Genomic DNA, 17,310 nt, shown 5'->3' with positions numbered 1-17,310 from the left:
TTACTATAACCCTAAAACAGCAAAATAAGTGAGAGTAAGGTTATTATTTGAGGCCAATAAAAAGGCGAAATGCATCACACATTTCGCCTTTGTTTATTGTTAACACATTTTAGAAAGTATAGGTTGCTTTAGCGTAGTAAAAGCCACCATTAATTCCGTATGGAGATGTTTCGTAATACTTACCACCCCAGTTGTTATTTGGTGCCACTGTGAAATCAAGTTTCTCTGCTTCTTGATCCAGTAGGTTTTGTGCACCTACTGAGAAACTAATTGAGTCATTCATGAAGTAAGTTACTTCAACATCTAATGTGACTGCTGCATCAGCCATTTTAGCCGTTTCATCATAATCTACGTGAACGCCTTGGTACTCACCAAAGTAATTAAGGCGAGAAAATGCTGAAAAGCTTTCCCATTGTTGTGCCCAGCTCAGTGTTGCACGGTGATTAGGTAAGTCATTTTCAAGACGACTTACTTTAAACGCACCGGTAATATCACTTGAACGTGTTACTTCTGTTTCATTCCAGTTGTAAGCTAAGCTAAATGTAGAGCTACCACTGAACAATTCAGCTGAGTAGTTAGCAACTAAGTCAACACCTTGCGTTGTGGTGTCAAAGTCATTGGTAAAGAAACTAACTTGCGCTAGGTTTTGTACGTTAGGTACACCAGCCGCTTCAAGGGTGTCTTTATCTGCTTGGCTAAGTTCGATTTTATCTGATTGGCTAATACGATCATCTACTTGGATGTTGTAGTAATCAACTGTTAAGAATAAATCGCCAATGGTGTATACCGCGCCAAAGGTGTAACTTTGTGATTCTTCAGGCTCAAGTTCAGTACCGCCTAATTGAATAGCAATTGGGTTTGTAGGTGGTAACAATGCCGAATCTACTAGTACACCACTGCTTAAGTTAGTTTGTACGTTACTAACATTCGCTTGACCTACCGTAGGTGCACGGAAACCGGTGCTAATTGAACCACGGATATTTAAATCTTCAGTAAGGTGGTATTGACCCATTAACTTATAGTTAGTGGTTGAGCCAAAGGTATCGTAGTCTTCGTAGCGAAGCGCTAAGCCCATTAAAAACTCTTCAGTAAATGGCGCTTCAATATCAATATAAGCGGCGTAGTTACGACGGTCATATTCGCCTGCATCTGATGGTTTAAACCCAGGGAAACCGTTAGAACCAATACCAAAACCTTGATCAGTTAATGGACCGGCAATAAACGAAGCTTCATCGCCTGCTACTACGGTAAAGGTTTCTTCATGCCATTCTAGACCACCGGCAATGTTTACATCGTAAGCTAAGTCAAAGTCAAAACCCTTTGAAATATCAAAATTAAAGTTTTTCTCTAATTGTTCATATTTACCTGGGCTAAAATCACGCGGGCTATCTGGACCCAATGATGCATTGATTGTGTCGTATATAAAGTAGCGAGATTCGTTATACCCTACCGTACCGCTTAAATCATAGTAAGCGCCTTCTAAAAAGCCGCCAGTAAACTCACCTTTAGTACCAATAGTAAGTGACGTATCTGTGATATTACCACCAAAGTTTGGTGTAAAACCGCCCGGAAGCATTTCGTTAAATGCGAAACAATCAGGGTTGTTTGCTACACCATTAATGTAGTCAGGGTTATCAAGAACGTTGTCATCAATCATGATTGTTGGACAATTACCGCTCATATCACCGGTTAAATCACCAACAAGAAGTGTTTCGCCACCATCATTTGAGTAAGCACCAGGACGAGTATGTGGGTTACGGTAGTAAAAGCCACCGCGTACGTCACGCTCTGAGTAGTTACCAAACATGTAAAATTGTGAGTCGTTAGTCAGCTCTAAGCCAACATTACCAAAGATAGAGATGTCGTCATCAACCTCTGGTGCACCCCATACTTGGGTGATTGGGGCAATGTCTGGAACGCCTGCAGCATCAAGTGCTGTGGCATCGGCTCTTTGTACAGAACGGCTGGTCGCATCGGCTGTTTTGTACTGAAAACTTAAATTTGCAAAACCGCTATCGGTAAATGGTAAGCCCACATTACCTGAAATTTGGGTTGTATCACCGTCGCCTTCGTAATATTGGCCTTTACGAACTTCAAACGATCCGCCTTCTGAGGCATCTTTAAGTTGGAAGTTTAAAACCCCTGCAATTGCATCAGAACCATATTGTGCAGCAGCACCATCACGCAGTACTTCTACTTGTTTTAGTGCAATACTTGGAATAACTGAAATATCGGCACCTTGAGCACCATCGTTTATACCACCACCTAAAAAGGCAATAACAGATGCGCGGTGACGGCGTTTACCGTTTAATAGAATGAGTGTACTGTCTGAAGGTAATCCGCGTAAATTTGCAGGGCGAACTAATGATGCAGCATCACTAATTGGCATTGAGTGAACGTTTAAAGAAGGAATAGCCCCTTTTAATAGCTCTAACATATCAGTATTACCTGATTTGCTAAGCTCTTCGCCACCGATAATATCGATAGGTACAGGTGAATCACCAATAGAGCGAGGCGCAGAGCGCGTACCAACTACGGCAATTTTTTCTACATTTTTGTTTACTTTAACTTCGGTTTGCTCTTCTTGAGCAATTGCTGAACCAGAAACAAACAAGCCTGCGGCTGTTGTTGCTAGAGCAAATTTGATCGCCTGTTGAAGCGCATTGCTTTTTAATTTCATTCTAAATATCCCCAGTTAGAATTGATTTGTATAGTCTATTTACTGACTTATTATTGTGGACATTTCACATTCAATGGGGAGCAAATATTGCTAACTCACTCCTAAAAGCTTAATTAATTAAGCGCACCTCCTGTGAGTCCTCGAAATAGACTATAGATAAAAAAACTAAAGAGGGCAATGGCTAATTAACTAGTATTTAACAAGTTGAAACAAATGGTTTATCTAAAAACAACGCAGGGTTAATCATAACTAGAGCGAGAAAAGGCGGTAAAAGCAGGCATTGATACATAATAACTATTTAAATAAGCTATTTTAGTTATTTTCTATTATTGAATTAAATTGACTTACTGTTGATATTTTCACTATGGTGTTTTTTCCATGCAGCCAGCTTTTCTTTATATTCATCCCACACGCAAGGGCAGCAACTGCCGCCGCCACAGCATTCATCAGATTTTGGTCTTTCGGGTTTAGTACTAGGGATGTTTTTTTGCATTTTTTATTACAAAAGTGGAAAAAAGGACGCTTAGAATAAATGATTGAATAAAGCGTGTAAATTATTCTTTGTGAACTTAGAGTGCTGTGTGAGAATACAGGCTATGCGATTATATAAAGTCATTCATCGTGCACCCTGGCGGGTTGCTAAAATAAGTAAAAAGCGACAACAACTACGCTTTCGTCGTGCTATGGTCGCGCTTAAAATAGCCCTTGCTCAGGAAAAGCAAGAAACCAAAGAAATGCTAATAACTTATAGGCGTTATACCCAAGGGCAAACAAACAAAGCAGAGCTAAAACGCGCCAACGAGCAGTTTGTTGATATATTAAAAGGATTGGGGCTAGGCGTGTTTGCGTTATTACCGTTTGCACCATTAACTATTCCATTGGTTGTTAAACTAGGGCAGTTAGTGGGCGTTGATGTATTGCCGAGTTCTTTTAGTATGAATAAGCCTATTAAAGAAATTGATCAACAAATTGCTCAACAAAACCAACAGCAAGACTCAACCCCCCCCGAAAAGAAGTGAGCTAGTAGAACATAATTAGCTATACCTTTTAACAGTGCTTATTGTTATGCTAAGGCATCATTTTCTATTATGTGAGTCATTAATGAGCGCTTTACTTCGTCATACCTCTTCAGGAATTCCTCTATCTTTTATTGTTAAAAATGAATTAATAGACTGGCTTACTCAGCAACCAAGCTTTGTGCAGCAGTGGCTTGTAAATACCGATTTTGAAAAGTCTGGACTGGCGTTAATACCAAACTCAGAAACCGGTGAATTAAGCCACGTATTTTGCATTATGCAACGAGCCGATGATTTTTGGGCCGCAGGCGATCTCGCAAGTAAATTACCTAAAGGCTGCTATCAAATTCAAGGCGATAAATCTTTAGTTTCTCAACTTGCTTTAGGTTTTGTGTTAGGTGGTTATGAGTTCAGTGAGTACAAGCAAAAAGCCACAGCGAAAGCTCAGCTTGGCATTGCTGATAAAACATTATATGAACAAGTAAAACAACAGGCTGATGCAATTAATCTTGCCCGTGACTTAGTTAATACCCCAGCTGCGGATATGATGCCGCAGCACTTATCACAAGTTATGAGCGATTTAGCTGATACATTCGACGGCGAGTTTACCCAATGGGTAGGCGATGAGTTATTAGAACAAAATTATCCAACTATTCATATGGTAGGCCGTGCAAGTGAAAACAAACCGCGTTTACTCGATTTGAAGTGGGGGGCGGTTGATGCGCCACAAATTACATTAGTCGGTAAAGGTGTATGTTTTGACTCAGGTGGGCTAGATTTAAAACCAAGTTCAGGCATGCGTAACATGAAAAAAGACATGGGTGGGGCTGCGCATGTTATAGCCTTGGCTCAATTAATCATGGCTGCTAACTTACCAATACGTCTTCGTGTTTTAGTACCTGCGGTTGAAAATGCTGTTTCGCGTAATGCATTTCGCCCTGGCGATGTAATAAAAACCCGTAAAGGTATTATGGTCGAAATAGATAATACTGATGCAGAAGGGCGACTAGTTCTGTGTGATGCTTTGAGCGAAGCACAAAACGATGAGCCTGAATTAATTATTGATTTTGCTACCTTAACTGGTGCGTGCCGGGTTGCTTTAGGGACAGAGCTGCCAGGCTTTTTCTCAACGGAACGTGATGTCGCTAATGCGATTATGGATTCGGGGATGCAAGTTAACGACCCTGTTTGGCAATTACCGTTATTCGAGCAATACACCCCATTTTTGAAAAGCGATGTGGCTGATATGACTAACTGTTCAAGTACGCCATTTGGTGGCGCAATAACCGCTGCGCTTTATTTGAAAGAATTTGTAGAGCCAAACACACCATGGGTTCATTTTGATGTAATGGCATGGAACTTACGAGCATTACCAGGGCGCCCTGCAGGTGGTGAAGCTCTGGGCATTCGTGCAGTATTTACTTACCTACAAAATCGATTTAACTAACCTAACTAGGGTTAACTAAATCAAACATACCTTGCCTTGAGTTATTTGATGTTAAAGCGCATATAACTCAAGGGGTAAACCATCTGGATCGGCAAAAAAGGTGAATTTTTTGCCGGTAATTTCATCCACTCTTATTTCTTCTACGTCGATTCAATGCGACTCTAAATACGTTTTACTGTTTTCTACACTACTAACCTTAAATGCTAAATGTCTAAGTCCTTGTGCTTCGGGATAGCTTGGTCTACTCGGCGCATCGTTAAACGAAAATAATTCTAACTGACTACCATCTGGTAAAGCTAAATCGAGTTTGTAAGACTGACGCTCTGCTCGATAATGCTCATTAATAATCGTAAGTTTTAATATTTCACTATAAAAATGTTTAGAGCGAGGGTAGTTACTGCAAATGATGGCTACATGATGAATGCCTAGTAGTTGCATATATTTTCCTTAAAAAACAAAAAAGCGCACTGAAAGCAGTGCGCTGTTTATCAATACATATTTGCTTGGTGTAATATTAGCTTTTAGCTAGGCTCTACGTCTTTACATGCTTTTACAGCTGGTGCAACAAGCTCTAAACCTGTTTTATCACACGGTGGAAGTTTAGCATCGCTAACAGCAATGGGTGTTACTCGCTCGCCCCATTTGATATAGCTTGCTGCCCACGTTAGGCCTGCTCCAAATGCAGCCGACATAATATTGGCATGCGGCTTAATTAAACCTTGCTCAACGGCCTCACACAGCGCAATGGCAATCGTTGCAGCAGAGGTATTACCGTATTCGCCAATGTTAACCATTACTTTACTGTCTTCAACCTTTAAACGGTTTTGAATTGCTTGAATAATGCGTAAGTTAGCTTGATGCGGAACTAGTACATCGATATCGTCTAACTTAAGGTTGGCTTGTTCAAGCACGTCGTCACAGGCTTCACTCATGCCTTTAACGGCACGTTTAAATATTTCACGCCCTTCAAATAAAAGGTCTGATGGGCCAATTGGCTCATATTTATTTAAATCACTGCCAAAATTAGTAATGTGTAAAATATCACGATCTTCGCTGTCACAACCGGTTTTAGTTCCTAATAAGCCTGCAGGTGTTTCTGCTGCTTCAAGCACAACGGCACCGGCACCATCACCAAATAAAACAGCACTGTCGCGTCGCGCCCAGTTTACATACCAAGTCATGCGTTCAGCGGCAATAACTACGGCTTTTTTTATCATCCCAGCCTGAATTTGCGCTGTCGCAGCTTGTAAAGCATATAAAAAGCCAGAACATGCCGCGTTAGTGTCCATGGCTGCAGCGCCTGTGGCACCAATATTTTTTTGTACTAATGAGGCGGTGTTTGCCACTACAGTTGACGGTGTGCACGTTGCTAAAATAACTAAATCGATATCTTTTGCATCTATACCGGCACAAGCAATGGCATGTTTTGCAGCCACACTGGCAAGCTCGGCAGTACTAACATGGCTAACTCTGCGAGACTTAATACCGGTACGTGTGGTGATCCACTCATCGGTGGTATCTACAATTTCACTTATTTCGTCGTTGCTGATGCTGGCTGGTGGAATGCATTTACCCCAACCAGTGATATGTGCGTAAGGCATAGTGTGTTCTCTTAAAAGTGGTATGACGTGTTCGTCTAATGAATACGTTATAACAAAAATTAGCTGTTAACACTAGTTTATAGCATGGTTTGCATAGTAATTACTGCTATTTTACGGACTATTTGCTGCATTTTTGTTTAAAGGTAAGTGGCTTGTTTTTATTGTGTTAATCAAATGATTTTAATGATTGTGTGTGTTTTACACGATAGCTCATAGGCCTTATACACATATTAGAATACGAACGCTTTGTTGACTATATATGCTTGAGTGCGGCTGAGTGAGCAGCTAATATGAGGCGCATATTATGGAATCATTACTGTAAAAAGCATTATTTATAATGGATAACAAAGCAGTGTATATTCAAACAGGTGAACCTTATTGTGTTAATAAAAACCGACCCGGCTATTAGCCGATTATTAATGCTGCGCAGTGGTGCCATTGTTGTCCAGCTTATTGCGGTACTCAGTGTTTATTTTTTACTAGATCACCAAATTGCACTTATGCCGCTGTTAGGGGTTATTGCTGTTGAGGCGGTTTTTCAGTTAGCCAGTGTCTTTGCCTACCGACAGGTAAGCCAAGCAAAGCCCGCTGGTATGTTGATGCAACTGACCGCAGACGTGCTTTTTTTAACTATTTTGTTGTCTTTAAGCGGTGGCGCAACTAACGCATTTGTGTCGTTACTATTACTACCTATTATGATAGCCGCAATAACATTGGGTGCTCGAGGGCTTGCCTATATTGCTGTGTTGGCCATTGCCGCCTACAGTTTATTATTAATTAAAATGCCCGAACACAGTATGCACCAAATAAATATGAGCGGTCATTTTATTAGTATGTGGGTTAATTTTGTTCTAAGTGCCTGTGTGATAGCCTTAGTTATAGGGGCTATGAACCGTGCTTTACAGCAGCGTGAGCGAACTATTTCGAAGGTTAGAGAAAAACAGCTGCGCAGTGAACAACTGGTTACCCTCGATGGCGCAGCGGCGCAAATTACTCATCAATTAGCAACACCGATTGCTAATTTACAATTATTGTTTGAAGAGCTTTTAGAAGAGCATCCCAATAATGACGTTATTCAGCAAATGCGAATACCGCTGTCGGAGTGTCGCACTCAGCTGGATGATTTTAGAATGCTCTCAGTGCAGCTTCGTAATAAACAAACTCAAGTACCGATTGAGGCTAAGCAGCTGCAAGCAAAGTTGAATGATACCCTATTATTACACTACCCAGATCAGCAAATAATTTGGCTTAATGAAGCACCTGAAGCCACTTTACAAAGTGATGCTATGTTGTTTCCTGCAATTTTAAATTTATTACAAAATGCGGTTCTTGCTAATCAAAAACACGCTCAAATACAATTAGAATTGAGTTGGCAACAGCCGGATGCACAAAGTATTGCTTTCGTTGTTCGGGACTTTGGCGCTGGTTTTTCACCCTCGCAATTAGCTGAATTAGGTGGGCAGCTCATGCCGAGCGAGCAAGGAATGGGGATCGCAGTTATGTTATCAAACGCCACCTTTGAGCGGTTAAACGGCTCGTTGACGGTATATAATCACCCCGAAGGCGGGGCGGTTGCAAAGGTAACTTTACCACTATTAACAGCAGAGACAAAAGCATGAAGCTACTTATTATTGAGGATGATATTAATTTAGCGACAACGTTGGCACGGCGGCTAACTAAGCACGGTTTTAATTGCGAGATCGCACATAATCACACTGATGCACTTCTAAAGGCTCGCCAGCAACAGCCTGACTGTATTTTATTAGATATGAAGCTGGCTGATGAGAATGGACTAACGCTGATTGCACCGCTGCGCCATTTACTCACACATGCTCATATTGTATTGCTGACTGGCTTTGCAAGTATAGCAACGGCGGTTGAGGCGATGCGCTTAGGCGCTAATGACTATTTGACCAAACCAGTTGATATGGCAAGTTTATTAAAAGCACTTAAGGTAGAGCTGGTAAGTACGACAGTAACCGAAATTTCTGAAGGGGTTATGTCGCCCGAGCGTCTAGAGTGGGAGCATATTCAGCATGTTTTACACAGTAATAGCGGTAATGTATCAATGACTGCAAGGCAGCTAAATATGCATAGGCGGACACTGCAGCGTAAATTACAAAAAAAACCAGTGCAGCAATAATGCAAAACCAAAGAATTATTTTATTCGATGCGCAATGTAAGCTGTGTAGTGCATGGTGCAATTTTGTTATAGCTCACGATCCTAGCATAAAATTTAAATTGTGCAGCGTGCAATCGCCAGCAGGGCAAGCATTACTTGCTCAATTTGGTTTTTCGACCACCGATTTTACTTCGATGGTATATATAGAAGGACAAAAACCCTATACCCGAAGCCAAGCCGTTTTTCGTATATTCAGCCAATTAGGGTATCCGTGGAAGTTGCTTAGCGTATTTAAGTTATTACCGCGAAAAGTGACAGATTGGTTTTATAACAAAGTAGCTAAAAACCGTTATACATTATTTGGCAAATACCAATACTGTCGAATTCCTCATCAAAAAGATAAAGATCACTACTTATAGCCACACTTTTAGCAAGTGCTCGATCACTAAGGCTGTGCTAAAATCGCGGCGTTAGATTACTAGTAAATAGGTTTTAAGGGCTTTTTCATGGCAAATACAGCGCACGCACTGCATATTTTAGTGAAACACAAAGAAATTGCAGAAGATATCATTAAGCAATTAGGCAAAGGCGCAAAGTTTCAAACCTTAGCTAAAAAGTATTCGTCATGCCCGTCGGGCAAAAAGGGCGGAGATTTAGGTGAGTTTAGACGCGGCCAAATGGTACCGCAGTTTGATAAAATCGCTTTTAGCGGCGCAATTTTAGAACCGCATTTAGTAAAAACAAAATTTGGCTGGCATGTTATTAAGGTGCTTTATCGTACTTAAATAACCTCATTTAGCCTTAAAATACAACCCCTTTATTAGTAGTTATACTGCAATTTAATTTGTCTGCTACAATGTTTGTCATTGAACCGCTCATTTTTATATGGGATTTATTTAAAAACGGCGTTGTTAGTCCATTCGATAGTAGGAGCTAAGAATGAAGCTATGCTTATTTTTCAGTCGTATTTTAATTTTATTGGGATTGCTTTTTAGTTCAATTAATAATGCTTATAGTGCACAAGAAGATATAGTGCTTGTACTGGCAAAGCCAAATGCACCATTTACCCAAAAAAATAGCTATATCACAACCTTATTAAAAAAAGCTTTTGCAGAAGTGGGGACTACGTTAAGCTTTTCTTATACAGATAAGCCAATGAATAATAAGCGTATTTTAGAAAGTTTGAACAAGAATTCAGAGATAACTCTAGCTTGGTTAAGCTTGGCAGAATCTCAAACAAATAACCTTTTACATACAAGTTATCCAATTTACCGAGGCCTTCATGCGAAGCGTCTCCTGATGATTAAAAAAGACCGCTTAGCCGACTTTGAAAAAATAAATAGCTTAGAACAACTTAAACCGCTGATCGCGCTTCAGCAGCAAAGTTGGTCTGATTATTATGTGTTAAAGAAAAATGGATTAACTGTTAATGGAGAGCTTGATTACTTTGGAATGCTCAAAGCGTTAGATGAAGGCTTAGGAGATTACTTCCCTCGCTCAGTTACGGCAATTCAAGCCGAAATAAACAAATATTCACAATACGACTTTGTGATCGAACCAAACATAATGCTGCAATACACTAGTCAGTATTATTTTTATTCTAACAAAGAAAATAAACACATTATTGAGTTATTACAAAAAGGCCTTGATAAATTAGCGCAAAAAGGCGAGCTTAATGCGCTATATGAGCAATTTTATGGGTATATTGAGAAAGATAACCACCTTAAAAAACGGCTTGTATTCAAATTGAATAACTAATTACTACTTTTAAAGTAGGGTTTTTATTGCTGAGCCTCTTCTTCACTTATTTGCTTAAGTGCTTGAATAAATGACTCACTCGGCTGCCCACCAGTAAGAGCATACTTATCATTTATAATAAAAGTAGGCACTGAAGTAATACCCATTTGCTTAAAGTTATTTTGCTCTTCGCGAACCGCTTGTACGTATTTATCTGAGTGTAAAATATCGCGGGCTGTGTCTTTGTTAAGGCCGACTTTTTCTACCACATCTAGTAATGCATCTTCTTGATTTAAATATTTTAAATCGGTGAAGTGTGCTTCAAAAAACGCCAATTTTAACTCAGTTTGCTTGCCTTCTTCACGAGCCCACATTAGCAAGCGGTGTAGATCAAAGCTGTTGATCATGATGCGTTTACCGTCAAAATTAAAGGTAAAGCCAGCTCGTTCACCCGCATCCGCCATATTTTGACGATTTCGCGCGCTTTCTTCTTCGGTTAAGCTGTATTTTTGCTGCAAATGCTCGTTTAAGTCTTGTCCTTCAAGTGGCATATCTGGATTAAGCTCAAAAGGGTGCCATGTAATATCCGCACTCATTTCTTCTTTTAGCTCGGTCAATGCGGTTTCTAGGTTCTTGTAACCGATAATACACCATGGGCACATTACGTCTGAGACGATATCAATTTTTAAGTTTTTCATAGGGATCCTTGAAGGATTGCTTAGTAATAACAATGGATATTGGGATGAAGTCTACATTATCAATCACTGAACACAAAAAGAGCAGCGAAGGTGCTGCTCTTTTTACATATTAGCTGTTTAAGCCAAACGGGTCGTCAATGCTGTAACTTGGCTGGGTAAACCAGCGCGGGCCGTCATCTGTCATGTAAAAGTGATCTTCTAATCTAACCCCAAACTCATCTGGAATAACCAGCATAGGTTCGTTACTAAAACACATGCCTGTGGCAAGCGGGGTTTTATCACCGCCAACTAAATATGGCCATTCGTGAATGTCTAAGCCAATACCATGGCCTGTACGGTGTGGGCAACCTGGTGTTTGATACTCAGGCCCTAAATCTTGTGCTGCTAAGTAGCTGCGAGCGGCTTGATCAACCGATTCACAGGTTTCGCCAAGGGCTGCTTGATTGAAAGCTGCTAACTGTGCCGCTTTTTCAAAATCCCAAAATAGGCGTTGGCGGCTGGTTGCTTCACCAAATACATAAGTACGCGTAATATCAGAAAGGTAATCGTGCACTTTACATCCAGTATCGATAAGTACCATGTCGCCTTTTTTCAAAATTTGTGGGTCTTTTACACCATGTGGGAATGAGGTGGCCAGGCCAAACAATACAATACAGAAGTAATTGCCCGGTGCACCTACTTTTTGATGGGCTTTTTTTATAAATTCTTCGACTTCTACGGTGCTAATTCCTTCATAAAGCATGCTCGCTGTAGCCTGATGAACCGCTAAAGTCATATCCATGGCACATTGCATTAATGCTAATTCATTAGCTGATTTATGCATTCGACAATGCGCGGTTACAGGTTGTGCGTTAACTAGCTTTAACCCTGAACTGGCTTTATTGATACCATCAAAAATGAAAAACTGTGCGCTTTCATCAATACCAACGGTAGCGGTGTCGCTAATATTAAGCTGCTTAAGCACTTTGACACATAGCTCAAACGGGTTTTCATGCTCTTGCCAGCCGTGTATTGGGCCATCAATAACCTTAAAGCCATTTAAAGAGCCAATTTCAAAATGTGGAGCAATGTATTGCACATCACCTACGGCAGGTAAAATAGCGCCAACAAGTCGTTCACTGGCATACCATTTCATTCCGGTGAAATACGTTAAGTTGGTACCTGCGTTTAAATATATCGCATCAATGTTGTGCGCTTGCATATAGGCTTGCGCTTTGGCCATACGCGCTAAATACTCATCGGCCTGAATTGGCGTTACTGAGTGGGTCATATTACTTAAACTAGCAAGTGCTTGCTCGGGTGTGTGAGTACCAATACCGACTGTGGTCATATATTTCTCCTACAAAATTTTGCATAGTGTGTAGGTTTAATAGTTTAATTTCAAATTAATTGCGATTGGCGAACAAGGAACTCAAAAACTGGGCATGAGTTATCAAGTCACTTATTGTGAAGGACTTGATAACCTAGGGCTATTTTTTCGCGTAGGGTAAGCGAGTGAGCTTATTTGCCGTGTGGTAACTATCTAATCCGGTTACTGCAACTGTGTCGATGGCTTGTAAGTCTAAAAAGCCATCACTTTGGAGTGCTGATTCATCTACATACACATCCATTATTTCACCAATAACCAATTCGGTACCATTGACCGCTAAATGTTGGTTCTCAACAAATTTTACCGCGTATTTGAGTCGACTTTGCGCAACAAAGGGGGCGTTAAACTCGTTTAAGTATTCTTTAGTCAAGTTGGTTGCATCAAATTCGCACTCGTCTTTGCTATAGCGGGCAGAAGTTTGGTGCGCCTGTTGGTAAATATCACTATTTACTTGATTAATAGTGTAAACGCCTGTTTCTATAATATTTTCAAATGTATGCCTTGGTACGCTGTGCGGGCGCATGATCATGCCAACAAGTGGTGGGTGTGCGCCTAAATGAATAACCGAACTAACGATGGCTAAATTGGTATTACCTTGCTCATCCTGTGTGCCTATTAAGTTAGCACTTTTAAACCCTGACAATGAATTTATAAAATGCGTACGTGTGTGCTTTTCAAGCGCGGCTATGCGGTCTTTGGAAAAATGCATGTGTTAATTCCTTACCATTTTATGGTATTTCCTTGCCAATCTAGGTAGGCAGGTTCGTTGTTAAGTTCTAATTGTGGATTTTCGTAAGTAAATTTAAATAATTGCTGGGCAACAAACTCAGGGGTAAACAGTTTATCGGCAGGTACATTTTTTTGAAATGGCTTAGAAAGCTGTGTATCTGTAGTGCCTGGGTGAAATAAAATCAGTTTAGTATTTTTAGCGCGACGAGCAAGCTCAATGGCGGCTGTTTTAAATAGCATATTAAGTGCTGATTTTGATGCGCGATAGGTATACCAACCACCTAATTTATTGTCGTTAATGCTACCAACACGAGCGCTTAAAGCGGTAATTGTGCAGTGAGTTTTGTGGTTAAGCAGCGGCACTATACTTTGTAAACACAGCAGGGGTACAAGCGAATTAGAGTGCATAAGCTGCATAAAATAATCACTGTTGATTTCTTCAAGCTTTTTTTCTGGCATGTGATGGTCGTTGTGTAATTGACCATTAAATATAATCACTTGAGCTATATCAACTTGCTGAGATTTTAACGACTCGGTTAGCTCGTTTAGGCTTTGCGCTGAATAGTCGCTCTGAAAATAGTTTACGTTTATGTCGCTGTGATTAATGTTCGATGAGCTGACACAAATAATATTAAATTGTGTTGCTTGTTGGTTTAAGTGATTAACGTAAGATTGGGCAATGGCGCTACTAGCGCCAAATAAAATCACTGTTTTCATTTTTCACCTTTGGTTTTGATATTACATTGACCTGAGTTGCACTGTGCATTAGGCATTAAAAAACGGCTAATGTGATGACGGTATTTTGCAAAAAAAGTATAAGCATGATCGGCAAAAAAACGAATGACGGGCAAACGAATAATCTTGAGCCAAGGGTATTTGCCAACAGTATGCCAGGCTTGATAAGTCACGTCTAAGCCGTAAATTATCTGCCCATTATCAGTTTGGGCGTGCAGTATATTCATGGCGTATTGCTTATCGATTGCGGGAAAACGCTCACTAAAGTTATCAGAATTTAAATCTTCTAGTGTAATTTTATGATCAACATCGGCACGTTTTAAATGCTGCATCTCTGCATTGCAAAGGGGGCAATTACCATCGTAAAAAATGATCATGTCATCGCTTTGTGTTTATTTTACATATGCTTTTTTACGACATGCTGTTGCAAATGGATCTATTAAATAAGTAAACATAATGATATTAATAGGCCTCAAAGAAACAAAGGAGAGCTAAAAATGAGTGAACAATATGCCGCCTTGCGAGGTAATGTAAATTTACTTGGGCAATTATTAGGACAAACTATTAAAGATGCTCAAGGACAAGATATTTTAGATAAAGTAGAAGAAATTCGGGCTTTATCAAAATCATCTCGCAGTGGCAATGAAGCCGATCGTAAAGCGCTTATAGATGTACTGCATGCGCTTAGTGATGAAGAGCTTTTACCGGTTGCCCGTTCATTTAATCATTTTTTAAACTTAGCGAATGTTGCAGAGCAGTTTCATACCGTATCACGTTTTAATGATGTTGGTTTTTGCCAACTAAACCCTCTCACTCAAACATTAAAAACGTTAGCAGCAAAGGCCGAACAAGGTCAGCTTAATCATAATCATTTAGCCGATACCCTCTCAAAACTCCACATAAACTTAGTACTTACAGCACACCCAACCGAGGTGACTCGCCGTACTATTATTAATAAACACGTTGAACTTAGCGATTGTTTAGCGTCGCTTGAGCGTACAGACAACCTTGCGCAAGAACGCGAAGCAATATTAAACCGTATTGCGCAGTTAATTAGCCAAGCATGGCATACTGACGATATTCGTCGTTCACGCCCAAGCCCTGTAGATGAAGCTAAATGGGGCTATGCAGTTATTGAAAACAGTTTGTGGGAAGCGGTGCCTCGCTTTTTACGTGAGTTTAGCCAGCATGTAAAACAGCATTTAAGCTTAGAATTGCCTGCAGATTACAGTCCGATAGAATTTACTTCATGGATGGGCGGAGACCGAGATGGTAACCCGTTTGTAACTGCCGAAGTAACCAAGCAAGTGCTCGATCATGGCCGTTGGATGGCACTGGATTTATACCAGCGTGATTTAGAAACACTCTGTGCTGAACTTTCAATGTCGGATGCCAGCGATGAGCTTATTAAGCTGGCAGGGCAAGAGTTTGAACCGTACCGAGCTGTTTTGAAAGAAGTTAAAAATCAAGTTGCAGAAACGGTGATGCATTTAAGCGCTAAAATTAAAAATAAGCGCACTGAGTCGCAAGATTTAATCACCGATATTAACCAAATTAAACACCCTATTGAGGCATGTTATCGTTCATTATTAAAGTGCAACATGCAAGTGGTGGCCGATGGCTTATTACTGGATATGATCCACCGAGTAAATAGCTTTGGACTGCGTTTGGCAAAACTGGATGTCCGCCAAGATTCGTCAAGACACAGTGATGTATTTTCTGAGTTAACTCGTTACTTAGGTATTGGTGACTACAATCAATGGCAAGAGCAAGACAAGCAGGCCTTTTTGCTCGCTGAGCTTAACTCTCGTCGTCCGCTTATTCCTAAGCATTGGCAACCTAGCCCTGATGTACAAGAGGTACTCGACACCTTCGATGTTATTGCACAGCAAGATGCAAAAACCTTTGGTTTATATATTATTTCTATGGCCCGAACCGCTTCTGATATTTTAGCGGTGCAGTTATTACTTAAAGAGTCAGGCTGTGGTTTTGAGCTCCCTGTGGCACCATTGTTTGAGACCTTAGATGATTTAAATGATGGTCATAATGTTATTACTACATTGCTTAATAATGAGTGGTACCGAGGCCATATTAAAAATACTCAAAATGTGATGATTGGTTATTCAGACTCAGCCAAAGATGCCGGTATGATGGCTGCTGGCTGGGCACAATATGAGGCAATGGACAAGTTAGTGCAACTGGCGGATGAGCGCGGTATAGAGCTGGTTTTATTCCATGGTCGTGGAGGCACGGTTGGTCGAGGCGGTGCACCGGCAGCGCAAGCCTTGCATTCGCAGCCACCGGGTTCTTTAAAAGGGGGCCTGAGGGTGACAGAGCAAGGCGAAATGATCCGCTTTAAATTTGGCTTACCCAATGTCGCATTACAAAGCTTAAACATATACGCAGGGGCGGTGCTGCAAAGTAACTTATTACCACCGCCAGAGCCAAAAGATCAATGGCGCGAAGTGATGGCATTAATTAGTGATGTATCGTGTGAACACTACCGCAATGTGGTACGCCACGATGAAAACTTTGTACCTTACTTTAGAATGGCAACACCAGAATTAGAGCTATCAAAATTACCGTTAGGTTCAAGGCCCGCTAAACGTAATCCGAATGGGGGGGTAGAGAGCTTACGTGCCATTCCGTGGATATTTGCGTGGAGTCAAAACCGTTTAATGCTGCCAGCATGGTTAGGTGCTCTGAGTGGCCTTAAAGCAGCGCTTGAGAAATATGGCATTGAAACCTTAAGCGAAATGAGTTTGCAATGGCCGTTCTTTAGAGCGCGTTTAGAAATGCTAGAAATGGTCTTTAGCAAAGCGGATAGTTGGTTAAGTGAGCATTATGATGATGCGCTGGTGGAAGACATGTACAAGCCTTTAGGTGTAGCTTTACGTGAGGAACTTGGTGAGGCGATAACCTTGGTGCAATCATTAAGCCCACAAAAAAGTCTATTGGCTGATCAGCCTTGGATCAAAGAGTCTATTGGGCTTAGAAATCCATACACCGACCCACTTAACGTGTTACAGGTTGAGTTATTACGTCGCTCTCGTGGCGATGATAAAGGTAATGAAAGCGATATAGATAATGCCTTAATGATCACCATGACTGGGATTGCAGCGGGTATGCGAAATACAGGTTAATCTCTATTTTAATAAAACAAAAAAAGGGAACAC

The 17,310-nt window shown here is 40.7% G+C and carries 16 protein-coding genes and 1 pseudogene; 8 read left to right on the top strand and 9 right to left on the bottom strand.

The features are described 5' to 3' along the window. Positions 1-109 precede the first annotated feature (109 nt). Positions 110-2,680, bottom strand: a complete 2,571-nt coding sequence (locus B1F84_RS16785; RefSeq protein ID WP_131692144.1) for a TonB-dependent receptor — start codon at positions 2,678-2,680, stop codon at positions 110-112. Positions 2,681-3,014: 334 nt separating this feature from the next. After that, positions 3,015-3,173, bottom strand: coding sequence for an oxidoreductase-like domain-containing protein (locus B1F84_RS16780; RefSeq protein ID WP_076919661.1), 159 nt, complete (start codon positions 3,171-3,173; stop codon positions 3,015-3,017). Between the two features lie 103 nt (positions 3,174-3,276). On the opposite strand from B1F84_RS16780, the gene B1F84_RS16775 reads away from it, so the two are divergent. Next, positions 3,277-3,699 (top strand): hypothetical protein, encoded by a 423-nt coding sequence (locus tag B1F84_RS16775; RefSeq protein WP_076919662.1) that lies wholly within the window; start codon positions 3,277-3,279, stop codon positions 3,697-3,699. Positions 3,700-3,781: 82 nt separating this feature from the next. Then, a complete protein-coding gene (locus B1F84_RS16770; protein WP_131692143.1) occupies positions 3,782-5,143 on the top strand; it encodes a leucyl aminopeptidase family protein in 1,362 nt (453 codons plus the stop codon). Positions 5,144-5,194: 51 nt separating this feature from the next. On the opposite strand, the pseudogene B1F84_RS16765 reads toward B1F84_RS16770, so the two are convergent. Then, positions 5,195-5,581 (bottom strand): annotated as a pseudogene (locus tag B1F84_RS16765) (VOC family protein). 83 nt (positions 5,582-5,664) lie between these two features. Continuing rightward, positions 5,665-6,744: a ketoacyl-ACP synthase III gene (locus tag B1F84_RS16760; protein WP_131692142.1), complete on the bottom strand. Its 1,080-nt coding sequence runs from the start codon at positions 6,742-6,744 to the stop codon at positions 5,665-5,667. A gap of 380 nt (positions 6,745-7,124) precedes the next feature. Here B1F84_RS16760 and B1F84_RS16755 point away from each other — a divergent pair, with 380 nt between their 5' ends. The 5 genes from B1F84_RS16755 to B1F84_RS16735 all read left to right on the top strand — a co-directional run bounded on the left by B1F84_RS16755 (position 7,125) and on the right by B1F84_RS16735 (position 10,624). Then, positions 7,125-8,363, top strand: coding sequence for an ATP-binding protein (locus B1F84_RS16755; RefSeq protein WP_131692141.1), 1,239 nt, complete (start codon positions 7,125-7,127; stop codon positions 8,361-8,363). Beyond that, on the top strand, positions 8,360-8,887 hold the full coding sequence (locus tag B1F84_RS16750; RefSeq protein ID WP_131692140.1) for a response regulator: 528 nt from the start codon (positions 8,360-8,362) through the stop codon (positions 8,885-8,887). The genes B1F84_RS16755 and B1F84_RS16750 overlap by 4 nt, the downstream gene beginning before the upstream one ends. After that, entirely contained in the window at positions 8,887-9,285 is a 399-nt protein-coding gene (locus B1F84_RS16745) for a DCC1-like thiol-disulfide oxidoreductase family protein (RefSeq protein ID WP_008112301.1), read from the top strand. The genes B1F84_RS16750 and B1F84_RS16745 overlap by 1 nt, the downstream gene beginning before the upstream one ends. An 87-nt stretch (positions 9,286-9,372) precedes the next feature. Then, the gene (gene ppiC, locus B1F84_RS16740; RefSeq protein ID WP_008112303.1) at positions 9,373-9,651 is read left to right on the top strand and encodes a peptidylprolyl isomerase PpiC; all 279 of its coding nucleotides are present in this window, start codon (positions 9,373-9,375) and stop codon (positions 9,649-9,651) included. Positions 9,652-9,805: 154 nt separating this feature from the next. Then, positions 9,806-10,624 carry a transporter substrate-binding domain-containing protein gene (locus B1F84_RS16735; RefSeq protein WP_008112305.1) on the top strand — a complete coding sequence of 273 codons (819 nt, stop codon included), beginning with the start codon at positions 9,806-9,808 and terminating at the stop codon, positions 10,622-10,624. Positions 10,625-10,647: 23 nt separating this feature from the next. Here B1F84_RS16735 and B1F84_RS16730 read toward each other — a convergent pair whose 3' ends face one another. From B1F84_RS16730 to B1F84_RS16710, 5 genes are all read right to left on the bottom strand, one after another. Then, positions 10,648-11,301, bottom strand: a complete 654-nt coding sequence (locus B1F84_RS16730; protein WP_008112307.1) for a DsbA family oxidoreductase — start codon at positions 11,299-11,301, stop codon at positions 10,648-10,650. A gap of 109 nt (positions 11,302-11,410) precedes the next feature. After that, positions 11,411-12,631: a Xaa-Pro peptidase family protein gene (locus tag B1F84_RS16725; protein ID WP_131692139.1), complete on the bottom strand. Its 1,221-nt coding sequence runs from the start codon at positions 12,629-12,631 to the stop codon at positions 11,411-11,413. Positions 12,632-12,770: 139 nt separating this feature from the next. Then, a complete protein-coding gene (locus B1F84_RS16720; RefSeq protein ID WP_131692138.1) occupies positions 12,771-13,379 on the bottom strand; it encodes a flavin reductase in 609 nt (202 codons plus the stop codon). A gap of 11 nt (positions 13,380-13,390) precedes the next feature. Continuing rightward, complete coding sequence (locus tag B1F84_RS16715; RefSeq protein ID WP_131692137.1) at positions 13,391-14,116, bottom strand: SDR family NAD(P)-dependent oxidoreductase; 726 nt, start codon at positions 14,114-14,116, stop codon at positions 13,391-13,393. Next, the gene (locus tag B1F84_RS16710; RefSeq protein ID WP_131692136.1) at positions 14,113-14,511 is read right to left on the bottom strand and encodes a DUF393 domain-containing protein; all 399 of its coding nucleotides are present in this window, start codon (positions 14,509-14,511) and stop codon (positions 14,113-14,115) included. Before B1F84_RS16710 ends, B1F84_RS16715 begins: the two co-directional genes overlap by 4 nt. Before the next feature lie 120 nt (positions 14,512-14,631). Between B1F84_RS16710 and ppc the strand changes: the two genes are divergently transcribed. Beyond that, on the top strand, positions 14,632-17,277 hold the full coding sequence (gene ppc, locus B1F84_RS16705; protein ID WP_131692135.1) for a phosphoenolpyruvate carboxylase: 2,646 nt from the start codon (positions 14,632-14,634) through the stop codon (positions 17,275-17,277). The last annotated feature ends 33 nt before the right edge of the window (positions 17,278-17,310 follow it).

It is taken from the genome of Pseudoalteromonas sp. DL-6, assembly GCF_004328665.1.
Taxonomy (GTDB): Bacteria; Pseudomonadota; Gammaproteobacteria; order Enterobacterales; family Alteromonadaceae; genus Pseudoalteromonas.
Note: the sequence above shows the minus strand (reverse complement) of the source record. Positions and strands in the feature narration are given on the sequence as shown.